The sequence below is a fragment of the Paraburkholderia phenoliruptrix genome (assembly GCF_902859825.1).
Taxonomy (GTDB): domain Bacteria; phylum Pseudomonadota; class Gammaproteobacteria; order Burkholderiales; family Burkholderiaceae; genus Paraburkholderia; species Paraburkholderia phenoliruptrix.
The window spans coordinates 159953-185228 of the sequence record NZ_CADIKB010000003.1; the positions used below are offsets into that span (position 1 = coordinate 159953).

The 25276-nt window shown below is 64.0% G+C and carries 22 protein-coding genes; 10 read left to right on the forward strand and 12 right to left on the reverse strand.

Going from position 1 to position 25276, the window contains the following annotated elements; genetic code table 11:
- Nucleotide 1: 1 nt before the first annotated feature.
- Nucleotides 2-2041: a TonB-dependent receptor plug domain-containing protein gene (locus HV711_RS05320; protein WP_035478103.1), complete on the reverse strand. Its 2040-nt coding sequence runs from the start codon at nt 2039-2041 to the stop codon at nt 2-4.
- A 393-nt stretch (nt 2042-2434) separates the two neighbouring features.
- Between HV711_RS05320 and HV711_RS33400 the strand changes: the two genes are divergently transcribed.
- The 6 genes from HV711_RS33400 (at nt 2435) to HV711_RS05350 (ending at nt 6134) form a co-directional block, all read left to right on the forward strand.
- A complete protein-coding gene (locus HV711_RS33400; RefSeq protein WP_244142657.1) occupies nt 2435-2635 on the forward strand; it encodes a hypothetical protein in 201 nt (66 codons plus the stop codon).
- 414 nt (nt 2636-3049) lie between these two features.
- Nucleotides 3050-3331 carry a CsbD family protein gene (locus tag HV711_RS05330; RefSeq protein WP_013591814.1) on the forward strand — a complete coding sequence of 94 codons (282 nt, stop codon included), beginning with the start codon at nt 3050-3052 and terminating at the stop codon, nt 3329-3331.
- Nucleotides 3332-3438: 107 nt separating this feature from the next.
- Entirely contained in the window at nt 3439-3813 is a 375-nt protein-coding gene (locus HV711_RS05335) for a phage holin family protein (protein WP_035478105.1), read from the forward strand.
- Nucleotides 3810-4112, forward strand: coding sequence for a hypothetical protein (locus HV711_RS05340; protein ID WP_013591816.1), 303 nt, complete (start codon nt 3810-3812; stop codon nt 4110-4112). The genes HV711_RS05335 and HV711_RS05340 overlap by 4 nt, the downstream gene beginning before the upstream one ends.
- A 151-nt stretch (nt 4113-4263) precedes the next feature.
- Nucleotides 4264-5433, forward strand: coding sequence for a zinc-dependent alcohol dehydrogenase (locus HV711_RS05345; RefSeq protein ID WP_035478107.1), 1170 nt, complete (start codon nt 4264-4266; stop codon nt 5431-5433).
- Between the two features lie 89 nt (nt 5434-5522).
- Nucleotides 5523-6134 carry a hypothetical protein gene (locus HV711_RS05350; protein ID WP_028360206.1) on the forward strand — a complete coding sequence of 204 codons (612 nt, stop codon included), beginning with the start codon at nt 5523-5525 and terminating at the stop codon, nt 6132-6134.
- A 57-nt stretch (nt 6135-6191) separates the two neighbouring features.
- Here HV711_RS05350 and HV711_RS05355 read toward each other — a convergent pair whose 3' ends face one another.
- Nucleotides 6192-6449, reverse strand: coding sequence for a hypothetical protein (locus HV711_RS05355; protein ID WP_028360205.1), 258 nt, complete (start codon nt 6447-6449; stop codon nt 6192-6194).
- Nucleotides 6450-6643: 194 nt separating this feature from the next.
- Between HV711_RS05355 and HV711_RS05360 the strand changes: the two genes are divergently transcribed.
- Nucleotides 6644-8392, forward strand: a complete 1749-nt coding sequence (locus tag HV711_RS05360) for a RecQ family ATP-dependent DNA helicase (RefSeq protein ID WP_035478110.1) — start codon at nt 6644-6646, stop codon at nt 8390-8392.
- On the opposite strand, the gene HV711_RS05365 is transcribed toward HV711_RS05360, so the two are convergent.
- The 8 genes from HV711_RS05365 to HV711_RS05400 all read right to left on the reverse strand — a co-directional run bounded on the left by HV711_RS05365 (nt 8371) and on the right by HV711_RS05400 (nt 17664).
- Nucleotides 8371-9378, reverse strand: a complete 1008-nt coding sequence (locus HV711_RS05365) for a UDP-glucuronic acid decarboxylase family protein (RefSeq protein ID WP_013591821.1) — start codon at nt 9376-9378, stop codon at nt 8371-8373. The two genes, HV711_RS05360 and HV711_RS05365, sit on opposite strands and share 22 nt — an antisense overlap.
- A gap of 50 nt (nt 9379-9428) precedes the next feature.
- Nucleotides 9429-10385, reverse strand: coding sequence for a glycosyltransferase family 4 protein (locus tag HV711_RS05370; protein ID WP_035478113.1), 957 nt, complete (start codon nt 10383-10385; stop codon nt 9429-9431).
- Complete coding sequence (locus tag HV711_RS05375; protein ID WP_035478116.1) at nt 10375-11514, reverse strand: glycosyltransferase family 9 protein; 1140 nt, start codon at nt 11512-11514, stop codon at nt 10375-10377. The genes HV711_RS05370 and HV711_RS05375 overlap by 11 nt, the downstream gene beginning before the upstream one ends.
- Nucleotides 11511-12590: a glycosyltransferase family 2 protein gene (locus HV711_RS05380; protein WP_035478119.1), complete on the reverse strand. Its 1080-nt coding sequence runs from the start codon at nt 12588-12590 to the stop codon at nt 11511-11513. The genes HV711_RS05375 and HV711_RS05380 overlap by 4 nt, the downstream gene beginning before the upstream one ends.
- Entirely contained in the window at nt 12587-14332 is a 1746-nt protein-coding gene (locus tag HV711_RS05385; RefSeq protein WP_013591825.1) for a carbamoyltransferase family protein, read from the reverse strand. Before HV711_RS05385 ends, HV711_RS05380 begins: the two co-directional genes overlap by 4 nt.
- A gap of 25 nt (nt 14333-14357) precedes the next feature.
- Nucleotides 14358-15641 (reverse strand): lipopolysaccharide heptosyltransferase II, encoded by a 1284-nt coding sequence (waaF, locus tag HV711_RS05390; RefSeq protein ID WP_175145015.1) that lies wholly within the window; start codon nt 15639-15641, stop codon nt 14358-14360.
- Nucleotides 15638-16258 (reverse strand): D-glycero-alpha-D-manno-heptose-1,7-bisphosphate 7-phosphatase, encoded by a 621-nt coding sequence (locus HV711_RS05395; protein WP_013591827.1) that lies wholly within the window; start codon nt 16256-16258, stop codon nt 15638-15640. Before HV711_RS05395 ends, waaF begins: the two co-directional genes overlap by 4 nt.
- A gap of 110 nt (nt 16259-16368) precedes the next feature.
- Nucleotides 16369-17664: a glycosyltransferase family 4 protein gene (locus HV711_RS05400; RefSeq protein WP_035478123.1), complete on the reverse strand. Its 1296-nt coding sequence runs from the start codon at nt 17662-17664 to the stop codon at nt 16369-16371.
- Nucleotides 17665-18165: 501 nt separating this feature from the next.
- Here HV711_RS05400 and HV711_RS05405 point away from each other — a divergent pair.
- Complete coding sequence (locus tag HV711_RS05405) at nt 18166-20853, forward strand: ATP-binding cassette domain-containing protein (protein ID WP_035478125.1); 2688 nt, start codon at nt 18166-18168, stop codon at nt 20851-20853.
- 42 nt (nt 20854-20895) lie between these two features.
- Here HV711_RS05405 and HV711_RS05410 read toward each other — a convergent pair whose 3' ends face one another.
- Nucleotides 20896-21840 (reverse strand): glycosyltransferase family 2 protein, encoded by a 945-nt coding sequence (locus HV711_RS05410; protein ID WP_035478127.1) that lies wholly within the window; start codon nt 21838-21840, stop codon nt 20896-20898.
- Nucleotides 21841-21972: 132 nt separating this feature from the next.
- Complete coding sequence (locus HV711_RS05415; protein WP_035478129.1) at nt 21973-22665, reverse strand: PIG-L deacetylase family protein; 693 nt, start codon at nt 22663-22665, stop codon at nt 21973-21975.
- Nucleotides 22666-22904: 239 nt separating this feature from the next.
- On the opposite strand from HV711_RS05415, the gene HV711_RS05420 reads away from it, so the two are divergent.
- Nucleotides 22905-23906: a flavodoxin family protein gene (locus HV711_RS05420; RefSeq protein ID WP_035478271.1), complete on the forward strand. Its 1002-nt coding sequence runs from the start codon at nt 22905-22907 to the stop codon at nt 23904-23906.
- A gap of 87 nt (nt 23907-23993) precedes the next feature.
- Nucleotides 23994-25232 (forward strand): phosphatidylserine decarboxylase family protein, encoded by a 1239-nt coding sequence (locus HV711_RS05425; RefSeq protein ID WP_035478132.1) that lies wholly within the window; start codon nt 23994-23996, stop codon nt 25230-25232.
- Nucleotides 25233-25276: the final 44 nt, after the last annotated feature.

The window sequence follows — 25276 nt, forward strand, 5'->3', positions numbered from 1 at the left end:
ATCAGAACCCGTAGACGGCCTTGAAGAGGAAGGTCCGGCTTTGCTGCGCAACAGTCTCCTGTGTAAAGCCGGGGCCCACTGGGTCGGCGTACCGTTTGTCGGTCAGGTTATAGATCGAGAAAGACAGCTCGGCTCCGCGAATCAGCCGGCGTGTACTGAGCGTGAGGTTCGCAAGACAGAAGCCGCCTGCCTCGCCGACGGCCGCAAGACGCGACGACGTGCATTGCACTTCGAGTCCCGTCATCAACGCATCGGCAAAAAAGGGTGCGGCGAGATTGAGCTTCGCGAGATGCCGCGGCGAATTTTGCAGCGCGGCGCCGGTGTCGGAGTCGTGAACCATCTGATAGGAATAGCTTGCGCGCAGACGCGCGAGCGCAAACCGCTGTTCATAGGCGAGTTCGGCGCCGCGCGCGGTCGCGCGGTTGACATTGCGGAACATGAAAAGGCCCGATGAGTCGAGCGTCTCGCTGATCAGATCGCGCGCGTTGTACTGAAAAAGTGAAAGCGTGGCGCGCCCCGTGGCCGATACGGCTCGCTCATAGACGAGCTCGGTCGTCGAGATATGCTCGGCTTTCAGCGATCGATTTCCCAACTGGCCGTCCGGGCCGCTGATCGCGTAGTACATCTCGTACGCATTGGGCGCGCGATAGGCCTCGCCGTACAGCAGCTTGAAGGTGTCGCGCGGCGTGAGCTTGTAGATGAGCCCGATGCGCGGACTCAGGTTGCCGCCCGCGGCCGTCTGCTGGTCGTAACGCAAGCCCGCATTCAGCGTGAAATTCGCGGGCAGCGTGATTTCGTCCTCGATATAGACGCCGGCGCGATTGCCGCTGTGATGGTCGTCGAGAATCTGCGAGTACGGGGCGACGTTGTAGTTGTACTGATCAAGGCGCGCGTCTCTCGCGAAGTCCGTGCCGATCACGATGCGATGCTTTGCAATCGACGAGATCGTCGCGTGTACGTCCGCTCCATACCAGAGCGCATGGCTTCCGTCGACGTTGACCACGTAAGGTTGCGGACCGTTGATTGCCGGCATCCGATAGTCGTAGCGGCCCCAGTAAAGCTGCGATGCCAGCATCACCCCATCGGAGAGCGCATGCTGGTAGCTCAGGTCGAGATAGCTGTGCGTGTCCGAGACGCTGAACGGCGCATTGAATACCGCGCCGTACGGCGCGTCGGGAATACCCTTGGTCCGGTTGCCGTAGATAAAGCTCAGCCGGAAATCGCCATAAGCGGCTTTCGCGAGAAAGTCCTGTGCGCGGTCGTAATCGAGCCGGTTTGCGATGCCGTGGTTCTGGTCCGGCGTGTCGAACTCCGGGTAATAGAGGTCCTGGCCATTGCGTCCATATGCTGTTGCCGAAAGCAGAATGTCGGCTCCGTGCGCACCGTGCCAGCCGTATGACGCACGCGCCTTCTTTTCGCCGAAGCTGCCCGCCGCGACGGCGGCTTCCGCGCCCGCCAGATCGCTGCCGCTCTTCGTAATCACGTTGATGACGCCAAAGAGCGCATTGGCGCCGTACACCGACGAACCGGGGCCCGGCACATACTCGATGCGCTTGACGAGGTCCATGTCGAGCGGAAAGTCCGAACCGATCGGCGCCTGGTTATACACGCCGTCGTTCGTGCGAATGCCGTCGATCAGCAGCAGGAAGCGGCTGTTGTAGTCGCCGGGTCGCTGGAAGCCGCGCGCGCCGAGGTATTCGTATGATCGATCGTTCGTGACATACAGGCCGGGCAGCGAGGCGAGCGCGTCCGCCAGCGTGCGCCAGCCGAATTGGCGGATGTCGTCGGCGCTCAGCACGACCACTGCGGCCGGGGCCTCGGTGACGGACTGGTCGAAACGCGACGCGGTATTGACTGTCACCTCCATGAGTGCTTCCAGCGGCATTGCGGCCAGCTCGGCCGTCTCCGGGACCGGCGCCATACCGCCGGCGGTTCTGTTGTCGGCAAATGCGCCGGGCGAACAGAGCGTCGCCAGTCCAGCGACCGAATAAATGACCAGGCGGTGCGTAATGGAAGAGTGAACGCGCGTAATGGGAGCCATGACAGCCGATAGATCTTGGGGGAACGCTCCTCGAAATGGATCGTCACCTTTTTGTTATCGGCTGACGGAGGCGAAGCTTGATAGCGGCACGGCCGCCGCCGCAACGCGTAGCGCGGCCACGAAGTGTGGGTGGCGGGCGAGACGATTGTAAAAAGGGGCATGGAGAGGTCGCTTTTACGCGACGCAAACACGCGTGAAAGCGGGACGGCGATGCTCGTTTTAATGCGCTTCCCCTGCGTTTGTAGCGCGCCCGGCATGGGTTTCGGCGGTTTTGGACGGCTCGCGCGAGACGGTCCGGCACGGCGCTTGCTCTTTCCGTTATTTTTACTGCTGCCCGCCACGTCCATGCGACAGACTTTCTCACCTCAAGCCCTCGGCTCCATGCGACAGGCGATGATCGAACGAGACCTCGCCCATATCGAACACGTGCTGCTGCACTCGCATGCGAGCGCGCGCGACAACTCCGCTTTACCTCTTAGCTACTGGCACGACCGCTTGCGCCGCATCAAGGACGGCGGCCAGCTGTGGGGCGTGCATCTTCGCAAGATCGACAGCTTGCAGCGTGTTCTCGACGCCGAGCTTTCGCCGGGTTAACCCTGTCTTCGTGAGTTCTTTCGACACGGCTTGAGCGCGGCTCGTCGAGCGCATCACCGAGTGTCGTGAATTGCCCTGGTTGCGCGAATGCGTTCATTCATGCATTCGCGGGTCGCGGACTATTTGCGTTTTTGCTTTTCGCTTTTGCCCTGCGCTTTTGTCTTGCGTTCGGCCTCGCGTGCAACGCGCGGGTCTTACTTCATCGTTTCTCTTCTATTTAGTCGTTCACTTCTCCACTGCTTTTGTTTCGCGCGCGCCGGCATGACTCGCGGCATTGTCACGTGCTGACCAGGCGGCTCTTCCTCACGCGTTCGCGCGGCGCGCTTCTTGCGGCGTGACGGCAACGCATGCCGGAGCTCCGGCTGCGCGGCCAGTGCCGTGCACCCTCGTGCGCGCAAACCACGGAGAGCAGACATGGAAACAGGGAAAGTAGAAGGAACGGTGAAGGAAATCGGCGGCAAGCTGGAACAGACGGCGGGTGAAATGCTCGGTGACACCGGCACGCAAATGGCCGGCACCGCGCGGGAACTCGGTGGCAAAGCTCAGCAGGTGTGGGCCGATCTCGCGGACGTCGTGCGCGAGACCACCACCGAGCGGCCCTTCACCGCGCTTGCCATCGCAGCTGCCGCGGGTTTCATACTCGGTGCGCTGCGCTCGGCGACTGCGCGCGATGTGCGCGACAGGGAATACCGTTAGATACGGTTGGCACAGAGCCGATTGCATCGTCCGATGAAGCGCTCGCCGCCGGCCGGCACATCCGGCGGCGAGCGCGCGCGACGGCAACTGCTGGCGGGAGATACACGATGTCGATACATACCAAGGTGAGCCAGTGGCGCAACGTGGCGCGCTTCTGTTCCAGTCGAGCAGTCGACTACGCCGAACTCCTCGCGCTCGAACTGGACGAGGCCAAAGCGCGGCTGGTACGCGAGGTGATCGCGATGGTGGTGCTCGCGGTGGCCGCCATGTTCACCCTCTCTTTTCTTTGCGTGGCCATCATCGTCACGGCGTGGAATACGCCCTACGTCGTGGCTGTCGCGTGGGGCGTCGCCGCCGCGTGGCTGGTCATCTCGATCATCACCTTCGCGATGATGAAGACGCAAAGGCCCGCCGAGCCGCTACACGTGCTGCGCGACGAAGTGTCGAGCGATCTCGAAGCCCTGAAGGATGCCCTGAAATGAAACACGATCCACGCTGGCATCAGGAACACCGTGCGGCCATTCTTCAGCGCATGGCGACATCGCGAGCGCAATTGCTGGCCGCGAATCTCGCGCTGCGCACGCCGCGTCGAGCGATGAAGGCCGGCGTGCCGGCCGTCAACGTAATGACCTCGCTCGCCGATACGCCCTACGTGGCACTGGTGCTGGCGGCCGGTCTCGCCGCCGTGCTGCTCGGACCGCGCAAGGCGATCGGAACGCTGGCACGCACCAGCGTGATGGCGTGGCTCACCAGGTCCGCGCGAAGCGTGTTCCAGCATTGACCCATGACGCGGTGCGTCGATACGGGCGCCGCGAATTTACAAGCGCGATGTAGCAACGGTCGCGCGACGCCGTTCGCGCGGCGCGCTCCTGCTTATGCGCAGGTCCGGAGCCCGCCCGGGAGCACATCAACCGTACAGTGCGGAGGAATATATGAAGGCGCTCAGGTGGCATGGCAAGAAAGACATCCGGTGCGACACCGTGCCGGATCCGAAAATCGAACATCCACGCGACGCGATCGTCAAGGTGTCGAGCTGCGCGATCTGCGGCTCCGATCTCCATTTGTACGGCGGCTTCATGCCCGGCATGGAATCCGGCGACATCATGGGTCACGAGTTCATGGGCGAAGTGATGGAAGTCGGCAAGGAGAACACGGCGTTAAAGGTTGGCGACCGCGTGGTCGTGCCGTTCACGATCATCTGCGGCGAATGCGATCAATGCAAACGCGGCAACTTCTCGGTATGCGAGCGCAGCAACCGCAACAAGGACATCGCCGACAAGATGTTCGGCCACACCACGGCGGGCCTTTTCGGCTATACGCATCTGACGGGCGGCTATCCCGGCGGGCAGGCCGAGTTCGTGCGCGTGCCCTACGCGGATAAAACGCATGTGAAGATTCCGGACGGCCTCACCGACGAGCAGGTGCTGTTTCTCGGCGACATCTTCCCGACGGGCTGGCAAGCGGCGGTGCAATGCGATATCGAACCGACGGACACGGTCGCGATCTGGGGCGCGGGGCCCGTCGGGCAAATGGCGATCCGCAGCGCCGTGCTGCTCGGCGCGAAGCAGGTCATCGTGATCGACTGCGTGCCCGAGCGTCTTTCGATGGCGCGTGCGGGCGGCGCGGTCACGATCGACTTCAAGGAAGAGAGCGTGCTCGAACGGCTGAAGGAACTGACAGGCGGCAAGGGTCCGGAAAAATGCATCGACGCGGTGGGCATGGAATCACACGCCACGCGCTCGCTCGACGCCATGTACGACCGCGCGAAACAGGCCGTGATGCTCGAAACCGACCGCCCGCATGTGCTGCGCGAAATGATCTACGTGTGCCGTCCCGCCGGAACATTGTCGGTGCCGGGCGTGTACGGCGGCTTGCTCGACAAGATTCCGTTCGGCGCGTCCATGAACAAGGGGCTCACCTGGCGCATGGGACAAACGCACGTGAACCGCTGGACCGACGACCTGTTGCGACGCATCCAGGAAGGGCAGATCGATCCGTCGTTTGTGATCACGCATACGGTGTCGCTCGATGAAGGTCCGCGCATGTACAAGACGTTTCGCGACAAGGAAGACGGCTGCATCAAGGTCGTGCTCAAGCCTTGAGTGCCTGTTCGGTCGAACACGCAGACGTGCTGCACTTTTGACTACCGGAGCGGCCTCGCGCGCCGCTCTTCACCACGAAGGTGATGTGAATGGAATCTCGTAACGACTCGAAGCAGGATGGCGCTCGCGCGCTGAAGGACAAGTTGCCGCAGCCGGATTCGGTGGCGCGCGGCCTCGGCTGGTTCAGCATTGCGCTGGGTGTCGCTGAGCTCGTCGCACCGCGCATGATGGCGCGCGTCGCCGGTGTGGAGACAGGAAGCGGTGCCATGCGTTTCTACGGACTGCGTGAGATCGCGTGCGGCGTGGGCATTCTGGCGTCGCGCAATCCTCGGCCGTTCCTATGGGCGCGTGTGGGCGGCGACGCACTCGACCTCGGCACGCTGGCACTATCGTCGAAACGGTTGAGCGCGCGCGACCGGCAACGCGCGAGCGTCGCGGCCGCCAACGTCGCCTGTATCACGGCGCTCGACGTCTACGCGGCGAAGTGCACGGCTAACGCAGCGAGCGTGCCGCCGGTCGACTATAGCGACCGCACGGGCTTTGGCCGCTCGCCGGATGCCATGCGCGGCGCCGCGCTCGCGGACTTCGAAACGCCACGCGACATGCGCACGCCCGAGGCATTGGCGCCCTACACGCGCGGCGAGCCGTCGTCTGCGCGAACGGAAGCGGGCCGCATCGGCAGCGCCAACAACGGCGCATGAGGGTGCATGAGGGCGAAGAGCGTACCCGTCAGCGCACCGGGTACGGCACGCATCGGTTCACGCGGAGAGATCATCCTTACCCGTGGGATGACCTTTCGCGCCGCCCGGTTCGAGATCCGGATCGACGTGATCGTGCTCGGGCGTGTAGGGCCCCTGTGACGGGTGATCTTTTCCCTTTGGAATAAGCGTGGCGTCCATGTTGCCATGCGGGCGCTGTTCGACCGTGCCGTCGGACTTCACCTTGACGTCGCCATCGCGCAGTTGTTCGCGCCGCTGGTCCGCGCGTTCGACGGGATCGGACGGTTCCTGATTCATCGCTTTCTCCTTTTGGTGGATTCACGCATTCGTTCATGCACATGACGAATCGAGCAAGCGCGATACCCGCGGCGCGCGTGAGGCCATGCCTGCCTCCGAGTGCTGCACGTGAATTGCTGTACTGAAGATACGCTTCGACTCCTCTTTCACTTCACCGCAGGCAGTTGCGCCTGCAAGGACGCCCGCTTCCAACCATGACAGTCGACCAACGGCTTCGCAGCATGCGCAAGACCATGCGCGACATGTTCGGCATCGCCCGTTTGCGCGCGGGCCAGGAGGACATCATCCGCAGCGTGTTGCAACACCGCGACACGCTCGCCACGATGCCGACCGGTGCCGGCAAGTCGCTGTGTTATCAGTTGCCGGCGCTGCATCTGGACGACATGACGCTCGTCGTCTCGCCGCTGATTGCGCTGATGAAGGACCAGGCCGACAAGCTGCTGGCGGCGGGCATCGACTGCACGCTGGTCAACAGTACGCTCAGGAGCCGCGCCGAGCGCGAAGCGCTGCAACGGATCGCAGCGGGCCACAGCGGCATTGTGTTCGTGACGCCCGAGCGTCTTGCGCAGCCCGCGTTCATCGAGACATTGCGTGCGCGGCCGGACAATCGTGTCGGCCTTGTCGTGGTCGATGAAGCGCACTGCGTGTCGCATTGGGGACACGATTTCCGCCCGGCGTTTCTGGAGATCGCGGCCGCGGTCAAGGCGCTGGGCGAACCGCCCGTGCTCGCGCTGACCGCAACGGCGACGCAACGCGTGATCGACGATATCGTGCATTCGCTGGCGTTGCGCGACCCGCGCGTGGTTCGCACGGGCACGTATCGCGAGAATCTGCGCTATCGCGTCGTGCAGGTCAGCACGGCGGGCGGCAAGGACGGCGCGGCGCGTGCGATGGCTGCGAAGTGCGAGCAGTTGTCGAAGCTCATTGCGTCCCTTGCCGGCGCGGGCATTGTCTACGCAGCGACCGTGCGCGACGTCGATCGCATCTACGGCTGGCTCGCGGAAGCGGGCGAATCGGTCTCGCGCTATCACGGCCGGATGGCGGCCGCGGCGCGCGAGGAGGCGCAGGAGCAGTTCATGTCGGGCGCGACCCGTTTGATGGTCGCCACCAACGCGTTCGGCATGGGCATCGACAAAGCGGACATACGCTTCGTGATTCATTACCAGATACCCGGGAGCCTCGATGCGTACTATCAGGAAACGGGCCGCGCGGGCCGCGACGGCGAGCCCGCCGACTGCGTGCTGCTCTTCGATCTGAACGATAAGCGCATTCAGCAGTTCTTTCTGGCGGGGCGCTACCCGAGTGTCGAACTCGCACAACGCGTGTATGACGCGTTGGCGGCGCGGCTTCGCGAAGAACCCAAAGGCGTCACGCTGAAGGCGCTCAAAGACGCGTTGCCCGAGGTCGGCGCAGGCAAGCTGGAAGTCGCGCTGAACATGCTGCTCGACGCACGCGTGGCGGGCCGCGACCGGCAGCGCCGCTATCGTCTGCGGACGCGGGACGACACGCGCGAGTCCGCACGCGACACGGTGGAGAAGGCCGCGCAGCAGTTCGAACAGATGAGCGCGCACGACAGGGAAACGCTGCAGGCGATGCTCGACTACGCGCAAACCGGGCAATGCCGCTGGCGCGCCATTCTCGACTATTACGGCGACACGCCTGCTGTGGAGCGCTGCGGCGTGTGCGACAACTGCGTGCGTCCGCCACAGATCGATATGGCACCGGACGCGATCGTTGCGGGCGCAACTTCAGCCAACGAGGCCGCGCCGCGCAAGAAGAAAGAGCCGGAAAAACCGCACGTCTGGGCACCCGGCGATGCAGTGCGCGTGCCGCGTTACGGCGCCGGCGAGGTCGCGCTGGCGAGCGGCGAGCAGGTGGCCGTGCAGTTTCCGGACGGCAGCACGCGCACGTTTCTCGCGAGCTACGTGAGAGCCGGCCGCTGAGCCGCGGGAGCGCTTGCCGCGCCCGCTTCGGAGCTTGCTTCGATCCGCGCGCGGAAGTAGCGCGCGGTTTGCTCCAGACCGTCGTCAAGCGCGGTGTGCGGCTGCCAGCCGAGCAGCTCGCGGGCGCGCGAAATGTCCGGCTGCCGATGCCACGGGTCGTCGGTCGGTAACGGGTGCAATTCCAGCGGCGAGCTCGAGCCTGTAATCGCGACGATTCGCTCGGCAATCTCGCGCATGCTGACTTCGTGAGGATTGCCGAGATTGACCGGGCCCCCCGGGTCTTCGTCCGTGTTCATCAGGCGGATGAACGCGTCGATCATGTCATCCACATAGCAGAAGGAACGCGTTTGCGAGCCGTCGCCATAGAGCGTCAGCGGCTCGCCGCGCAGCGCCTGCATCATGAAGTTCGAGACGACGCGGCCATCGGCGGGATGCATGCGCGGCCCGTACGTATTGAAGATTCGCGCGATACGGATCGACAGGCCATGCTGGCGGCGGTAGTCCATGAAGAGCGTTTCCGCGCAGCGTTTGCCCTCGTCGTAGCACGAGCGCGGTCCGATCGGGTTCACGTGCCCCCAGTAATCTTCTTTCTGCGGATGCACGAGCGCATCGCCATACACTTCGCTCGTCGACGCCTGAAAGATCTTTGCCTTCACGCGTTTGGCGAGGCCGAGCATGTTGATCGCGCCGTGCACGCTCGTCTTGGTGGTTTGCACAGGATCGTGCTGATAGTGAATGGGCGACGCAGGGCAGGCCAGGTTGTAGATTTCGTCCACTTCGACGTAAAGCGGAAACGTCACGTCGTGACGCATCAGTTCGAAGTTCGGGCAGTCCAGCAAGTGCGCGATATTGTCCTTCGTGCCGGTGTAGAAGTTGTCCACGCACAGCACGTCGTGGCCCTGCGTTACGAGCCGCTCGCACAGGTGCGAGCCGAGAAAGCCGGCGCCGCCTGTGACGAGAATCCGCTTGCGGGTAAGTTCTTTCATGTTGCGTCGTCCTTATCGATGATTCGGCGCAGGTCGTCCCGACCCGAAGCTCATGCGGTGACCTGCAGCAGGGCGTCGTGCCAGTCCTGCGCGAAGCGATCTATATGAAATCGCTCCAGCGCTGTGCGACGCGCGCCTTCGCCAAGACGCCGGGCTTGCGCAGGATCGCGCAGCAGTTCATGCATCGCATCGACGAGTGCGTTGACGTCGGTATGCACGAAGCCGTTTTCGCCGTTGCGAATCACCGTGGCGAGTTCCGTGGTCGCGAGGCCGACAATCGGCATGCCGATCGTCATCGCCTCTACAATGGCGAGACCGAGGCTCGTCCAGCGAATCGGATTGAAAAAGAAGCGGTAGCGCGCGGTGAATGCAGCAAGATCCAGATTGCCGACTTCGCCGATGCCGTCGAGCCGTTCCGCATCCATGCCGACCAGATCGAGCGGCACGCGTGTGCGCAGGTCGGCAAACACGTCGGCGCCCAGACGCCGTCCGCGTTGCGCAAGATGATTGACCACCACAATGCCGCGTTCGAGCTTGCCGGTATAGCGCACGCCTTCGGGCACCACCACGCCGTGTTCGATCACCCGCGTGGGCGTCACGCCGCAATCCCACATCAACTGATTGAAGTGCGTGACGTGAACGAGCAGCGTGTCCGGGTCGTCGACCCAATGCCATTGCTGAAACGGATTTTCCTGCGGCGGATCATGCTCGATATAGACGCGCGGCAGACGCCGCTGCGCTTCGCTCAGCACGTGTTCGCGGTCATATTCCCAATGTGTTTTGTGTTGATACAGGATCACGTCGAATTCCTGATCGGGCACGTCGTCCGCATTGATCTCGTGGACGTTGTCGCCCCAGGGCAGCACGCCCACCTTGCCTGCATAGCCGGGCGGATGGCCTGGTTTCGTGACCAGATAGAAGTCGTGCGGCGCCTGGGTCAGGTAATACAGATAGTTGCCGTGGACGTGCCATGTCAGCACACGCAGACGGCGGCAGTTACGCAGCATGATGCAACTCCTCGAAAGGGCCTGTTTCGGCCTGCGTATGTAATGCATACGGACCGGCGGGGCGAGCGTCCTGAACGCCGGCCAGTTGCGCGCGCGCCGTCTCGACCACGCGCTCGACACTGACGTTGAGCGCGCAAGGATGACCATACGGACACTCGCGGAACATGCAAGGCCGGCACGGCGGATAGTCCGCGAGTACGCGATGCCGTGCATGGTCGAGCGGGGCCCAGCGCTGTGTGTCGCTGCCCGACGCGATCACGACGGACGCGGTTGCCATGGCAGCTGCGATATGCGAAATGCCGGTGTCGTTGCACACCACCAGCCGCGCTTGCGCAACCAGTGCAGCGAGTCCGCCGAGCGACGTCGCGCCAGCCAGATGCAGGGCGGGCGCGGTCATTGCGCCGAGCACCTCGCCGGTCAGCGAGGCTTCCGCGGCGGTGCCCGTGATCGCAATCTGCCAGCCGTCGGCGGCAAGACGGTCCGCGACTTCGGCAAAACGCGCGGCGGGCCAGCGTCGCGATGGCAATTGCGCGCCCGGATGAATCAGCACGAGACGCTCCGCCTCTATACCGTGCGTAGCCGCGAGTGACGCGTACTCTTCACCGTCGCGGTCGCTGAGCGGAAAAGATAAGTGCCGGTCGTGGGTGTCGGCGCCGAGCGCGCGCATGAGCGCAAGGTAGCGCTCCGGCTCCGGCAGATCGTCCGGCCAGCCGATGAATAGGCCATCGCGCGGGGCTTCGTCCGGCTGGACGAAGCCCGCGTTAGCACGCGCGCCGAACTGAAGCAGCAGGTCGTTGGCCACGCCGCCGCTGCCGTGCAACTGGATAGCGAGATCGAAACGTTGCGCCCGCATCGATTCGAAAAAAGCAGGCAGGCCGTCGTTTGATTCACGCTGCTCGGGGAAGCCTTCGGCGCCGGGAAAAACAATCAGCTCGTCGACTAGGTCTGCATACCGTTCGACGAACGACTGCGCCCACGGCAGGCCGATCAGAGCGATATGCGCCTGCGGCGCGGCCTTGCGCAGTGCCCGCAGCGCGGGAACCGAGCAGAGCATGTCGCCGAGTTGCAGCGCCCGAAAAATCGCGATGCGGCGAGGTGCGAGTGACGTCAGGAACGAGCCTGCATTCATAGAAAGAGCACCTTGTAACGGATGGCGCCGTAGAGCCGCCAGTAGATCGACAGAAACGGAATCGGAATGGACGTCCACGCCATTTCGGCGATGTGCCGCCAACTGCGGTCGCGCCCGCGCAATCGCACGACGCAGAAATAGGCCGTCAGTACAAACCACGCGAGTAAGCCGAGCGTGAAAGTCGTGCCGTCTCCCACCAGCGCGCCGACGAGGGCGGCCAGCACGGCGCACAGAATCAGGTAATACAGAAACGGCGGTGACGAGCGGATTCGCGTCCTGAACAGTTCGGGGTGCTTCTTATAGAGCAGCGCGTCGAACTGGCTCTTCTTCTGCTGCGAAATGCTGACGCCCCAACGCGCGGGTCGCACCGGATGCACGACCACCGCATCGTTCGCGCGCACGATCTTGCCGCCCGCCTGCAGCAGCGTGAACTGCAGGTCGGAGTCCTCGCGCCACGCCGACGTAAAGCGTTCGTCGAAGCCGCCCGTCATCGTCAGAAAACTTCGGGCTACGAAGACATTCGCCGTGGCGAATTCGGCGCGCTCCAGACCGCTCGCATCGGCCTCGTAGTCGGTTGGCGACGCGGGTAGCGGCACGACGATTTTGCCCGCGGCGGCGGCCGCGCCCTGGCGAATCGCCGCGAGTCCTTCTGCGAGCCAGTGCGAGTCCGGCAGTGTGTCGTCGTCGGTGAAGGCGATCACCGGCGAGCGCGCCTGCTGCCAGCCTGCATTGCGCGCACCGGCGGGCCCTTGCGTGCGAGTCACCGGCACGTAGCGCACGGCGAGTCCACGCGTCGCCTGTTCCGCGGCGATGCGCGCGACGCAGGTGCGCGTCGCCTCGTCCGGACCGTCGTCGCACACCACGATTTCGTAGCGGTCGGCGGGAAAGTCCTGCTCCGTCAGTGCGCGCAGGCATGCGGCGAGCATGTCGGGCCGCCGGTAAGTCGGCACCACCACCGAAACATCAAGGTGCGCGAGCAGCACGCCGGGATAGCCCGCCGCAATCGGTTCTGCCTCGCTATGCGGATGGCTTAAGCTGCCTCGTACGTCGAGTGGTCCCGTTGCGGATGGACTCATGCGCCGCCCTCCGCTTTCTCGACGAGGAATGGTCCTATCACGAGCGCGTCGAGCGGCGAGGTCCAGAACGACTCCACGGCGTCGCGCGGCGAATTCACCATCGGCTCACCGCGCGTGTTGAACGACGTGTTGACGAGAATCGGCACACCCGTGCGTTCGTTGAACGCGGCGAGCAGATCGTAGTAGAGCGGATGCTGCGAACGGTTCACCGTCTGCACGCGCGCGGTGCCGTCGACATGCCGCACCGCAGGAATGCGCTCGGCCTTGTCGGCGCGCACGTCGAACACGAACAGCATGAACGGCGCGACGCCCCCGTTCACGAACCATTCGCTCGCGTGCTCTTCCATGACGACGGGCGCGACCGGCCGGAAGTCCTCGCGATCCTTGATCTCGTTGAGCTTTGCCTGCATGTGCGGATCGACAGGCGAGGCGAGAATCGAGCGCGCGCCGAGCGCGCGCGGACCGAATTCGGTGCGGCCCTGATACCAGCCGATAACCTTGCCGCTCGCGAGCAGATCGGCCGTTTCGCCCGCAATGTCGTCGAGCCGCCGATACGGCACCTTCGACCATTTCAGGAATTGCTCGACTTCTTCTTCCGGATACTCGGGGCCGAGGTACGCGTGATCCATCGTCCAGTGACGCTTGCGGTCGCCGCGTTCGCTGCGTTCGCGATAGTCGATCCAGAGCGCCGCACCGAGCGCGGTGCCCGCATCGCCGGCGGCAGGCTGCACCCAGACTTCGTCGAACGGGCCGGCGTCGCGCAGCTTCGAATTCATCACGCAGTTCAAGGCGACGCCGCCCGCCATGCTGAGCTTGCGCAAGCCGGTCTTCTCGTGCAGCCAGCCCGCCAGTTGCAGCACGGTTTCTTCGAGCACGCGCTGCAGCGAATGCGCGATGTCGAAGTGCCGTTGCTCGAGCGGACCGCCGCGCTCGCGCGCCGGGCCGAAGCGTTTGACGAGGCGCGGGGCGTCGACGGTATAGCTGCCGTCGCCGCGATAACGCACGATGTCGCGGAACACGTCGACATACTCGGGCTTGCCGTAGGACGCGAGCGCCATCACTTTGTACTCGTCCGACGAATGCAGGAAGCCGAGCCAGTCGGTCACGGCTTCGTAGAGCAGGCCGAGCGAGTGCGGCAGCTCCACTTGTTTGAGCCGCGTGTATTCGCCGTCGACGAATTGGCCCATGCTGGTCGTCACACCTTCGCCGCGCCCGTCCATGGTGAGCACGGCGGTGTTGTCATAGGGCGCGGCGAGGAACGCGCTCGCTTCGTGCGCGAGGTGATGCTCGACGAAATGCCACTTGAAGCCGTTGTCGCGGTCCACGCCCTGAAAGCGCTTGCGCAGATGATGCGGCGCGCCGTCGAGCAATTGTCCCTTGGCATTCGCGATATAGCTCAGAAAGAGCGGATCCCACGGCGACGCCGACGGATCGGCAAGGCGCGTGTTGGCCGGGTCGAACGGTAGTTCGATGGTCGCGCCGGGGCGCTTCGGCATGCCGCTGAACAGGCCCGGGTCGTACGAGTAGGCGACATGATCGACGTCCGCGAGCGTGATGCCGGCGGCTCTCAGGCAGTAGTCGATTGCATCGAACGGCAGTTGCCAGGTGGAGAAGGGCACGGGGCGCTTCGCGTGCTTGACGTGCGTGAAGCGTTCGTCTTCGGCGGCGGCGAGCACCACACCGTCGCGCAGCAGGGCTGCGGCGCTGTCGTGATAGACGGCATTGATTCCGAGTGTGTACATGAGCGTTCGCAGTAGGAGTGGGTTGTCAGGGCACCACCGGCTGATCGGCGAGCGGCGGCGCCGCGTCGCTGGGGTGGGCGTGGGATTCGTTATAGGAAGAAGCGGAAGAAGAGTGCGCGCGTTCGCGCGCGGATGCGGCGCGCAACTGCGCCTCGCCGCGCAACTCGAGCGCGGCAGTCACGACCTCGGCGGGCGTGACGCCGAGCAGGCATGCATGATGATGCTGCGGACACACGCTGCGATAACACCAGCGGCATTCGACATCGCGAAACAGCACGCGATGCGGCGTTTGCCACGGCGTGTGCTGCGGATTCGTCAGCGCATACAGATCGACCACCGGCGTCGCGAGCGCGGACGCGAGATGCACCGGCCCGCTGTTATTCGACACCAGCACGCTGGCGCGTTCGATCAATGCCGCCAGTTCGCCGAGCGAGAGCGCACCGCTCATGTCGTGCAGTTGCGCGCGAACGCGCGGCGCGGCGGCGGCAATCACAGCTTGTGCGAGGGCGCGTTCGCTCGCACTGCCGGTAATCAGAATGGGCGCGCCCGTCTCTGTGGCGAGCCGCGTCGCCACCTGGCCGAAGCGCTCCGGCGGATAACGGCGCGAGGCGGCGGTTGCACCTGGGTGCAACACAATGCAGCGTGGGCCTTTGTCCGCGTCGACGTGTACGCCGCGTGCGGCGAGCTGCTGTGCCAAGCTGCGCCGATCGGTCTCGCGCACCGCGAAACGCATGCGCGTGTCGGGCGCTTGCGCGCCGACCTGGCGCACGAGATCGAGCTGCCGTTCCACTTCATGACGCGTGCGCTGCTGCGGCTCGGGTTCGCGCAACCAGTCGGTTAGCAATGCATACGGATTCTCGCGGCAATGCGCGAGGCGCCGCGGAATGCCCGCGAGATAGCACAGCATGGCGGCGGGCAGCGGGCTCTGGCTGTACACGGTGAAGATCACGGCCGCGTCGAAGCCGCCGTGCCGCAGGCGTTCCTGCATGCGTTGATCGTCGGCGAGCGAGCGCGAACTCGCGGCCGGACTCGCGACCCACGGCGCTTCGTATTCGATGACGTCGTCGACGTCGTCGAGATAGGGCGCGAGCGCCACGCCGCTGCGCGACGCGAGCAGCGTGATATGGCGGCCCGGCCCGGACTCGCGCAACGCGTGCAGCGCGGGGGTGGTCATCAATACGTCGCCGAGGTTGTCGAGCCGCACGCACAGAATCCGCTTGATGTCCTCGCCCCACTGTGCAAGCTGCGGGCTGTCGGGCACGCGAGCGTGAGCGAGCGTGGGTTGAGCGATGAGAAGCGGCGCGTTCATTGAGCGGCTTCCTCGCCGGCGGGTGCGGGCCTCGACGCGGCTTCGCCATGGGCGGCTTCGGCTTGGCGCACGACAATCTGCGCAGCCTCGTGCAGGTCGGCGGCGCGCGCGGCCGGCACGCGCTGCGGCCCTTCGATCCACTCGGTCTCGTGGCCGTTGTCGAGCAGAATCGTGCGGCATCCGGCGCGATTGCCCGCTTCGACATCGTCGAGAATGTCGCCGATAAACCAGCTGCGCGCGAGATCCAGCCGATGCTCGCGAGCCGCGCGCAGCAGCAGGCCGGGCGCCGGCTTGCGGCAGTCGCAGGCGGTCGCATACGGCGCCACGCTGCCCTCGGGATGATGCGGGCACCAGTACGCGCCGGCAAGCGTCGCGCCGCAGTCGGCGAACATTCGCGCGAGCTCGGCCTCGACGCCCTTTAACGCCGCGCGCTGAAACTTGCCGAGCGCGACGCCGGATTGATTGCTGATCACGAAGAGCGCAAACGGCTGGCTCGCGAGCAGCGTCAACGCTTCGCGCGCGCCGGGGGCGAGGCGCATGAGCGTTGGCTCGATGTTGTAGGGCACGTCGTCGAGCAGCGTGCCGTCTTTGTCGAGAAAAACCGCGGGTTGCAACATGATGGGGACGGTGCCGAAAACGTGGACGATTCGCCGGAAGCGGACGGTGCGTCCGCCCCGGCGTGACGAAACAGGCTGCGCTGGCTGGCGCTGCAATGACGCGTGGCGTGCTACCGGAACGCCGCGCCGGCTGCCGCGCGCATTCGTACCTCCACGCGTTCTTCCGCGGTTTTGGCGGGCACGAGCCGGGCGGTGCGCATATAGATCTGCGCAAGTGCTTCGCCCACGCCGCGCCACGTGAATTCCTGGCGCGCGCGCTCCAGACCTGCTTCGCCCATCCGGCGCGCCAGCGCCGGATCGCGCCGCAGCTGGTCGAGGCGCGCAGCGAGCGCGGCCGGATCCCGCGGCGGCACGAGAAAGCCGGTGAGGCCGTCGGCCACCGAATAGCGGATTCCGCCGACGTCCGCGCCAATTACGGGCGTGCCGCATGCCATTGCCTCGACGGGCGTGATGCCGAACGGCTCATACCACGGCGTTGTCACGAACACGTCGGCGGCGCTATAGAAGTAGCGCAGTTGCGCCCGCCCGCGCCGCCCGACGAAGTGGGTCTGCTCGGCCACGCCGCATTCGCGCGCAATGCCGCGCAGGCGCGCGATTTCCGGCGTGGCTTTTTCATTCGGCGCGTCCGAGTTGCCGCCCACCACGTAAAGTTGCGCGCAAGCGCCGAAGGCCTTCTTCAGCACGCCCACACCGCGCACGACGTTGTCGATGCCTTTGCGCTCGACAAGGCGGCCGAGTTGCAGCACGGTGAACTGATCCTGCTGCCAGCCGAGCGCTTCGCGCGCAGCGGCGCGATCCATCGGATGAAACTCGTCGGCGTCGAAACCGCACGGCACGGTCTGGATACGCGCGGGATCGGCCTGGTAATGCTCGATCAGATCGGCTTCGTCCTGCGGACATTCCGCGATCACCACGTCGGATTGCGCGACGAGGTCGTCTTCGATCGCGAAACGCTCGTCGGGAAAGCCGTCGTTCGCGCCCTGATGAATGCGGCGCACGCGGCCGAGCGCATGAAACGTCGTAACGAGCGGCACACCGAGCGCCGCTTTCACCTTCATGGCCGCGAGGCCCGACATAAAGAAATTGGCGTGCATCACATCGTAGTGCTTCTTCTCGCGGCGGAAGAACTCGATCAGGAATGCGGCGAATTCATCCATGAAGGGCAGCAGCTGTTCTTTCGGCAACTGCATCGGCGGCCCTGCCGGAACGTGGATGACGCGCACGCCCTCCATGTCGGAGACGAGCGGCAGGAGCGCGCGGTCGCGCCGCGTGAACACATCCACTAGATGGCCCATCTCCGTGAGTTCACGCGCAACGTTCGCGACGTAAATGTTTTGTCCTCCGCTGTCGACGCCTCCGGCGACGGCGAGGGGCGAGGCGTGTTCACTGATGAGGGCGATCTTCATTGACATTCCTTCGCGAGATAGGCATTGGCAGGGCGTGTCTCGCGCGCTTTGCTGAGCACTCTTATGCAATTTCGCGCGATACGACGCTGTTACCTGCCGACAGCATGCCGTGTGCCTATGCGGGTCAAGGCGCCGCGCCAGCGTTAATGTGGCGGTGGATACGGAGAAGCGCTGTAGCGTTCCCTTTTTATCGCGCGAGAAGCGGTGTGGCGTTCCCTTTTTCTACACACTGCCATGTAAATTCGAGTAGCACTTCAGCGAGAAGCGCGAATTTTTTTCTCTGCGATGCGAGAGGAATGAAGCCTGTCGTTCACCTGCCGCATGTGCTAACTTTTGTCGGACAGCGGGCGTAGCGCTTGCTCAGGAGTGGCCTCGGCGCACAGTCGAACCTCTTCGACGCCTATCGACGTGTCGCGCCGGGCGTCGCGCCGCCTCGCGAATCGCGTTGTGGAATCTAACGTCCGCCAGTAGCTCGCGCTGCGGCGGCCTCACAGGGACCCCATGCCGAACCCCGCCACGCTGCCCCGTTCCCAGTTGACCCGCCGCATTGCCGCCGACCTGATGCGCGCGGTCTGGCGCTATCGCAACCAGACGCTCGCCGCCTTGCTGCTGATGGTGTCGGCCAAGCTCTCGACCGTGCTGATGCCGCTCGTGCTCAAGCATGTGGTCGACGAATTGGGGCACCCCGTTGCGCAGGCGCTGTTTCCCGTGTTTCTCGTTCTGACCTATGCGTTGCTGCGTTTTCTCGGCGATGCGTTGAACGAAGCGCGCGACGTGGTGTTCAGCATCGTCACGCAGCGTACGGTCGCGGCTTTTACCGAGCGGACCTTCGCGCATCTGCATCGCATGAGTGCGCGTTTTCATGCGAAGCGCGAGACCGGCGCCATCGTGCGCGATGTGCAGAAAGGCGCCGACGGTATCGGCTTTCTACTCGGCGTCGCGCTCTTCACGATCGTGCCGACCGCGTTCGAGATCGCCACCATTGTCGCGATCATGGTCCACAACTACGCGCGCGAATTCATGATCGCGATTGCCGCGACCTTCGTCTGCTATGGGGTGTATACGTTCATCTTCACGCGGCGGCGGGTCGGGTTCCAGCGCGCGGTCAATGCGCTGGAGGCACAGTCGGACGGCCGGCTCGTCGATAGCCTGCTCAATTACGACACCGTCAAATACTTCGCCACTGAAGAGACGGAAACGCGGCGCCTTTCAGCTGTGCTGGAAAAGTGGGTGCATGCGAGAACCGCGAACCAGCGTGCGCTGACGGCGTTGCACGTCGGACAGAGCGCGGTGATCGCGTTCGGCATTGGCGCAATCATGCTGCTGGCCGCGCAGCATGTGGTGGCGGGCAGCATGACCGTGGGCGATCTGATTCTGGTGAACGCCTACATCATCCAGATCTGCATGCCGCTCAATACGCTCGGCTTCGTGTTCCGCGAGACCAACGACGCCATGGTGAACGTCGAGCGCATGTTCGAGATACTCTCGGCGCGCGGACGCGTGGGCGAAGATATCGACGAGCCGGCCGCGAAACCGCTGATGGTGAGCGCCGGGCAGATCTCTTTCGAGCACGTGGATTTCGGCTACGACCCGGCGCGGCAGATTCTGCGCGACGTCGATTTTCATGCGTATCCGGGCAAGACGCTCGCGATAGTCGGCGGCAGCGGCTCCGGCAAGTCCACGCTCGTGAAGCTGCTGTTTCGCCTGTATCAGCCGAACAGCGGGACGATTCGCATCGACGGGCAGGACATCGGGCAGGTGACGCAGAAGAGCCTGCGCGAAGCCATCGGCATCGTGCCCCAGGATACGGTGCTGTTCAACGACACCATTGCGTACAACATCGCCTATGGCCGGCCCTCGGCCACGCGCGCGGATGTCGTGCGGGCGGCACGCGCGGCGCAGCTGGACGAATTCATCGAACGATTGCCGGATCATTACGACACGCGCGTCGGCGAACGCGGCGTGCGGCTTTCCGGCGGCGAGCGGCAGCGCATTGCCATTGCGCGCGCCATTCTGAAGGATCCGCGCATCATCGTATTCGACGAGGCGACGTCCGCGCTCGACACCCGCTCGGAGCGTGCGATCCAAACGGAGTTGACGCGTCTTGCGCAGGGCCGCACGTCGATTGTGATCGCGCATCGTCTGTCGACCGTGGTCGACGCCGACTGGATTCTTGTGATGGAACATGGCCGCGTGGTCGAGCAGGGCACGCATCGCGAACTGCTCGCGCGTGAGGGCGTGTACGCGAAGATGTGGTCCCTGCAATGGCAGCAGGGCGAGTTGGAGCACGCGCAGCGCAAGCTCACGGCGCAGTCGGTCAGTCTCGCGGCGCTGATGGCTGGTGTTATCGACGCGTTGCACGACGAGATTGCGGCGCAGCGCGTGACCTTGTATCCGCAGATCAGCGACAACGACCTGCGCGTGACCGGCGACCCGAGTGTGCTGCAACCGCTGATCGGCGAGTTGTGCCGCAACGAGATCGTGCACGCGAAGCCGGGGCAGCGCATCGAATTGCGCGTCGAGCGGCATAACAATCAGGTGTGGGTGACCGTGCTCGGCATGGGCGAGAAGCCCGCCGAATTGTCGCAAGCGGCGGCGCGCTATATGGAAGACGCGCTCTCCGCGGCCGGCGGCAGCTTCACGCTGATGCCGCTCAATGGCCGGCTCGCGTATGTGGCCATGTTGCCGCTGCGTCCCGTGGCCGATGCCGGCTCGACCCGCACGGAAGTCGCGACCCCAGTCGCCGACATCGATGGCGCGGCGCCGCTCGAAGGCCTCTTCGTGATGGCGATCGACGATCAGGAAGACGCGTTGGACGCGCTCGAAGCCGTGCTCACGTCGAGCGGCGCGCGCGTGCACACCGCGTCGTCGGGCACGACGGCGTTGGACTGGCTCGCGCACACGCCGACGGCGCAATGGCCGCATGCGCTGCTATGCGACATCGTGCTTGCCGACGATGAAGACGGCTACGACGTGCTGCGCCGTTTACGGCGGCTCGAAGCCGAGCGCCAGTTACCGTTGCAGGACCGCGTGCCGGCCATTGCCTTGACAGGCTACGCGCAGGGCGAAGACCGCATGCGCGCGAAAATGGCTGGTTTTCAGGCGCATTTGACGAAGCCGGTTGCACCTGAAAAGCTGATCGGCGAAATTCGCAATCTTGCAATGGCGTCTGCGCGCACCGGCGTCTAGTGCTCTAATGCAGTTGCAGCAGGGGCCGATGGCGCTCGCGGTTCACGTGCGCGCGTCCGCCTTGCTCACTGCAGGTTCTGCGCGAGCACCTTGTGCGGGCGCTGCCATCTGCCGTTCGCCGCTTCTCACGCGTTCGCGCAGATTCAGCACATGAGGTGGCACAGGCTGGCGGTTTCTCCATGCCCATGCAAGGCCGCGCAGGAGCGGGAGGCCGTCGCGGGCCAGTGTGCCTTCGCGTGAGAAGGTGGCGAGTGCTTGCGCCGTGGCGCGGCACGCTTCGGGCCAGGGCAAACGCAGCCATGCGATCCACGCCGCATTCCGTGCAAGCGTGCGGCGCCGCAATGCGCTGTCTCGCGACGGCGAAGGATGATGATGCACGGTCAATTGATCGCAATAGACAATGGCGTGCCCGGAGGCGAGCACGTCGAGCGCCACCAGTTCTTCTTCACCGCCGATGAATAGCCGCGGCTCGTAGCCGCCCAACTCGCGGAACAGGGCCGTGCGAAATGCGCACGCGCCCGCCATGTAGCCGATCAGCGCCGGGCCGGGCAGTCCTTCGCTGCCAAGCGGGCTCGCGCGCATCACCGAGCACATCGGGTCCGTGACCTTGTCTTCGCCGACCACGACGCGCCCGCTCAATATGCCGACATTGGGCCATGCATCGAGCAACTGCACCGCGCGTTCGAGTGAGCCTGGTTCCCACCAGGTGTCGTCGTCGCAGAAGGCGACGTAGTCGGTGCCGACGCAGGCCGCGGCGCGATTGCGTCCCGCTGCGCCGAGATTCGCCGCGCATTCGACGATGCATACGGTCGGAAAAAGCGTCTTCACCAGCGCGACGGTGTTGTCGTTCGAGCCGTTATCCGCGACGAAAATGGGCGGGTTTTCCGGAAGGGCGAGTAAGCGCTCGAGAGTGGCCACAAGCTCGTCGGCGCGGTTGTGTGTCAGAACGACGACCGAAATGCGCCGGGACAGCGGTTTTTTTTCCATGCTGTTATTTGTTCTCAATGAGACGATGCCCGGGTCAAGCAAACGATGTGCCGTTCGCTTTCAACTGGCTTCACGTTACGCTCGTGGGTCCGCGCTCGGCGGTCCGGCTTAGTGGTCCCGTTAGCGGTCCCGTTAGTGGTCCCGCTTCAGCTCCCAGTACTTTTCCGTCGAATAGAGCGTGGTTTCGGCGTCGGGACCAAATGCGCGCAACTGGCTCGCGTAGGCGGCGATGGCTTCGCGTTTCATCTGTTCATGCGAAGCGGATTCGCGCGTGGTGGCGGGCAGATCGTCTGTGGGTGTCAGCACGTAGCCGCGATTCCTCAGTTCTTCAATGCGTTCTGGAACGGCCTGTTCCATTCTTCTGTATGGGACATCTTCGTAGGTATGAAAGACCGTGCCGCGCATCTCGGCGATGAGCGGAAGACAGGCATCCGACACAAGCGTGTGATCCGAATGAAAGAGGCCGAGCGGGATCACCACCTTGTCCGGCATGTGCGCGAGGAGCGTATGGCGGAGTGCTTCGGTCAATGCCTCGGGCGAGGGTGTGTGGCGGTATTGCGCGTCGCGAAAGGGCAGATGAATGGGCTGTGCGTGGAGCATTTGAAGCGCTTCGCTGTCCTCCTGCCGGCGGACACGCATGGCTTCGAACGCGTCGTTGAAGCCTGCCTGGCGGTCCCAGTCGGTAGACATATTTTCGCGCGGTGGCGCCGTAAAAACCGTGCAGACAATGGCCGACGGATTAGCGGTGAGTAGCAGTCCGCAGCTCAATACTGCATCGTCCAGGTGCGGAGAAACGACGAGCAGGCGCGCGTGTGATTGCATCATTTCGTGATGGATTTATTTGAAAGAAAGGCAAATGGTGTAATGAGCAAGAGACGGACCTGGCGTCTGCGTCGATTTCTCATACCGCAAGGAATGCGCCTTGCTTGCTGAGGAGCATACCGTTTTACGCATGACATCTCGTGAGCGAAACGAAGAATCCTTCTATAGCACCCGTGCCCGTTGAAGTTCGCAGAGGGCAGGTCACCGAACAACTTCCGCGTGAAGTGTTTCGCGAGCGCTTCATGGCGCGCTTCTACGACCCGGCATTTCGCGCTGAAGATGAAGCACTCGCGAGGCTCGAAGCCATTGCGTGGGACGCCTATTCGCATTCGCGTAAAGCGCCCATCACGGCGAAAGCCGGCGCGGGCTATGCCGATCCCGATTACGATCTGTCGGTCGAATGGCGCGCGGCGAGCGAGCGCATCAAGGCCGCGCAAACCCGACAGCGCGACCCCGCTACCCGTTCGCGCGTGCTGATCGTCAATGCGTCGTCGCGAAACGACTACACCTGCCCCAGCGAAATGTCGAAAAGCTACCGGCTCGCGAAGATCGCGCAGGGTGTGCTGGAGCGGCTTGCGTTCGACGTCGACCTGCTCGACCTGTCGCGCCTGAATTCCGACCGCGATTTGCATATCCATCCCTGCAAGGGATGTGTTTCGACCGCGATGCCGCTTTGCCACTGGCCATGCAGTTGCTACCCCAATCATTCGCTCGGCCTCGTCAACGACTGGATGAACGAGATCTATGAGCGCTTTGCGGCCGCGCACGGCGTGATTTTCGTCACGCCGGTCTACTGGTATCAGGTGACGAGCCCGCTGAAGCTGCTGATGGATCGCCTCGTGTGCGCGGATGGCGGCAATCCCGATCCCACCTCCACGCACGGCAAGACGCCTGAGGAGGCGAAGCGCATCGAACTGGCCGGATGGGACTATCCGAAGCACCTCGCGGGCCGGGCCTATGGCGTGGTAGTGCACGGCGACGTGGCAGGGATTGAAGGATCGCGCCGCGCGCTCGCCGACTGGCTCGGCTGGATGGGATTGATCGAGTCCGGTCAGAAGTCGCAGCTCGATCGCTTTATCGGCTACTACGAGCCCTACGCGACGAGCCACGCGACGCTGGACCGCGACGAGGACATGCAGCAGGAGGTCGTCAACGTAGCCAAGGCGGTGGCTGAATGCGTCGATCAGATCCGCAGCGGCCACAAGCAGCCAGGCGACGCATTGCACACGCCGCGTGCGAAATAGTCGATTGCCGCACTGCGGGGCCATCCTCGTGTAAGGCACCGCCGTGGTTTTTCATTAATGACTTGAACGCAAGAGCGAAGGACACGCATGACAGACAAGGAAGCGGCCGAACGGCGCCGGCTTGGTGGCTGGCTGCCGAACAGCGAAGAACATCTCGCGCGATATCGCACCGAACTCGCCGAAAAAGCGCGTGCCCGCGCGGCGCACGCGCCCCGCACGGCAGCGGTGGAACAGCTCGCCGCGCTGCTGGACGGCGATCCCGTGCTGCGCATGAATATGACGCGGGCCATCAACCAGGCGCGCGACGAAGGCTATGTACTCGGCTATTCGTCGATAGGCGAGTTGATGGACATCGTCGACTATCTGATGACCTACGCGCCGCCGTTCAGCGAAACCAGTCTGATTCACTGTCCGTTGAATGCGGTGCTCGACTGGCCGATGTGCATGCCCTCCGGCTATGCGCTCTTTCGCGACGCCGCCTTCAATCAGCGGATCAAGCAGGTGCTGAACTGCTGGTGTGCGTTTCTGAGCGGGCCGCATTCGCGCGAACATCTGAATACGTCGTCGCCGAACGGCTGGTTTTCGCCCGAGGCGGACAAGAAGATCGGCTTCTCGCAGTTCGTGTGCGAGCCGGACACACCCTACTGGGGCTTTCTTTCATGGAACGACTTCTTCACGCGCCGCTTTCGCGACGGCGCTCGGACGGTGGATCAGCCGGATAACGACAAGATCATCGTGAGCCCCTGTGAGGCGGCTCCGTATAACATCCAGACAGATGTCAAACTGACCGACAGCTTCTGGATCAAGGCACAGCCCTATTCGCTGCTCGACATGTTTTCAGCCAGCCAGCGGGAGCTCGCGCAGCGTTTTGCCGGCGGTTCCATTTACCAGTGCTATCTGAATGCGTTCGATTATCACCGCTGGCATGCGCCCATAAACGGTGTCATCAAAAAAGCCTACGCACTGGACGGCACCTACTATTCCGATACCGACGCGGAAGGCCGCGACGCAGGCGGTCTCAACGACTCGCAGGGCTACATCACCGCGCTCGCAGCGCGCGCGGTGATCGTGATCGAAAGCGACGATCCCGCTGTCGGTCAGGTCGGCTGCGTGTTTGTCGGCATGGCCGATGTGTCGTCGTGCATCATTGAAGCGCTGCCCGGGCAACGCGTCGCAAAGGGCGACGAAATCGGCTACTTCCAGTACGGCGGCTCGACCTGCTGCCTCGTGTTCGAACCGGGCGCGATCCGCAGTTTCGTTCCGCAGCCTCCATTCGACAATGCGCCCGCAATCAAGGTGAAAACGCATGTCGCGACGGCGAGGTAGCGCGGCCTCAATCTCGCTGGTTAGCCGTTCACAAAAGGAGCATG

Excerpts from the sequence above, each read along its gene's own strand:
- HV711_RS05320 (WP_035478103.1), bottom strand. The coding sequence starts at position 2,041 with ATGGCTCCCATTACGCGCGTTCACTCTTCCATTACGCACCGCCTGGTC.
- HV711_RS33400 (WP_244142657.1), top strand. The coding sequence starts at position 2,435 with ATGATCGAACGAGACCTCGCCCATATCGAACACGTGCTGCTGCACTCG.
- HV711_RS05330 (WP_013591814.1), top strand. The coding sequence starts at position 3,050 with ATGGAAACAGGGAAAGTAGAAGGAACGGTGAAGGAAATCGGCGGCAAG.
- HV711_RS05335 (WP_035478105.1), top strand. The coding sequence starts at position 3,439 with ATGTCGATACATACCAAGGTGAGCCAGTGGCGCAACGTGGCGCGCTTC.
- HV711_RS05340 (WP_013591816.1), top strand. The coding sequence starts at position 3,810 with ATGAAACACGATCCACGCTGGCATCAGGAACACCGTGCGGCCATTCTT.
- HV711_RS05345 (WP_035478107.1), top strand. The coding sequence starts at position 4,264 with ATGAAGGCGCTCAGGTGGCATGGCAAGAAAGACATCCGGTGCGACACC.
- HV711_RS05350 (WP_028360206.1), top strand. The coding sequence starts at position 5,523 with ATGGAATCTCGTAACGACTCGAAGCAGGATGGCGCTCGCGCGCTGAAG.
- HV711_RS05355 (WP_028360205.1), bottom strand. The coding sequence starts at position 6,449 with ATGAATCAGGAACCGTCCGATCCCGTCGAACGCGCGGACCAGCGGCGC.
- HV711_RS05360 (WP_035478110.1), top strand. The coding sequence starts at position 6,644 with ATGACAGTCGACCAACGGCTTCGCAGCATGCGCAAGACCATGCGCGAC.
- HV711_RS05365 (WP_013591821.1), bottom strand. The coding sequence starts at position 9,378 with ATGAAAGAACTTACCCGCAAGCGGATTCTCGTCACAGGCGGCGCCGGC.
- HV711_RS05370 (WP_035478113.1), bottom strand. The coding sequence starts at position 10,385 with ATGCTGCGTAACTGCCGCCGTCTGCGTGTGCTGACATGGCACGTCCAC.
- HV711_RS05375 (WP_035478116.1), bottom strand. The coding sequence starts at position 11,514 with ATGAATGCAGGCTCGTTCCTGACGTCACTCGCACCTCGCCGCATCGCG.
- HV711_RS05380 (WP_035478119.1), bottom strand. The coding sequence starts at position 12,590 with ATGAGTCCATCCGCAACGGGACCACTCGACGTACGAGGCAGCTTAAGC.
- HV711_RS05385 (WP_013591825.1), bottom strand. The coding sequence starts at position 14,332 with ATGTACACACTCGGAATCAATGCCGTCTATCACGACAGCGCCGCAGCC.
- waaF (WP_175145015.1), bottom strand. The coding sequence starts at position 15,641 with ATGAACGCGCCGCTTCTCATCGCTCAACCCACGCTCGCTCACGCTCGC.
- HV711_RS05395 (WP_013591827.1), bottom strand. The coding sequence starts at position 16,258 with ATGTTGCAACCCGCGGTTTTTCTCGACAAAGACGGCACGCTGCTCGAC.
- HV711_RS05400 (WP_035478123.1), bottom strand. The coding sequence starts at position 17,664 with ATGAAGATCGCCCTCATCAGTGAACACGCCTCGCCCCTCGCCGTCGCC.
- HV711_RS05405 (WP_035478125.1), top strand. The coding sequence starts at position 18,166 with ATGCCGAACCCCGCCACGCTGCCCCGTTCCCAGTTGACCCGCCGCATT.
- HV711_RS05410 (WP_035478127.1), bottom strand. The coding sequence starts at position 21,840 with ATGGAAAAAAAACCGCTGTCCCGGCGCATTTCGGTCGTCGTTCTGACA.
- HV711_RS05415 (WP_035478129.1), bottom strand. The coding sequence starts at position 22,665 with ATGATGCAATCACACGCGCGCCTGCTCGTCGTTTCTCCGCACCTGGAC.
- HV711_RS05420 (WP_035478271.1), top strand. The coding sequence starts at position 22,905 with ATGGCGCGCTTCTACGACCCGGCATTTCGCGCTGAAGATGAAGCACTC.
- HV711_RS05425 (WP_035478132.1), top strand. The coding sequence starts at position 23,994 with ATGACAGACAAGGAAGCGGCCGAACGGCGCCGGCTTGGTGGCTGGCTG.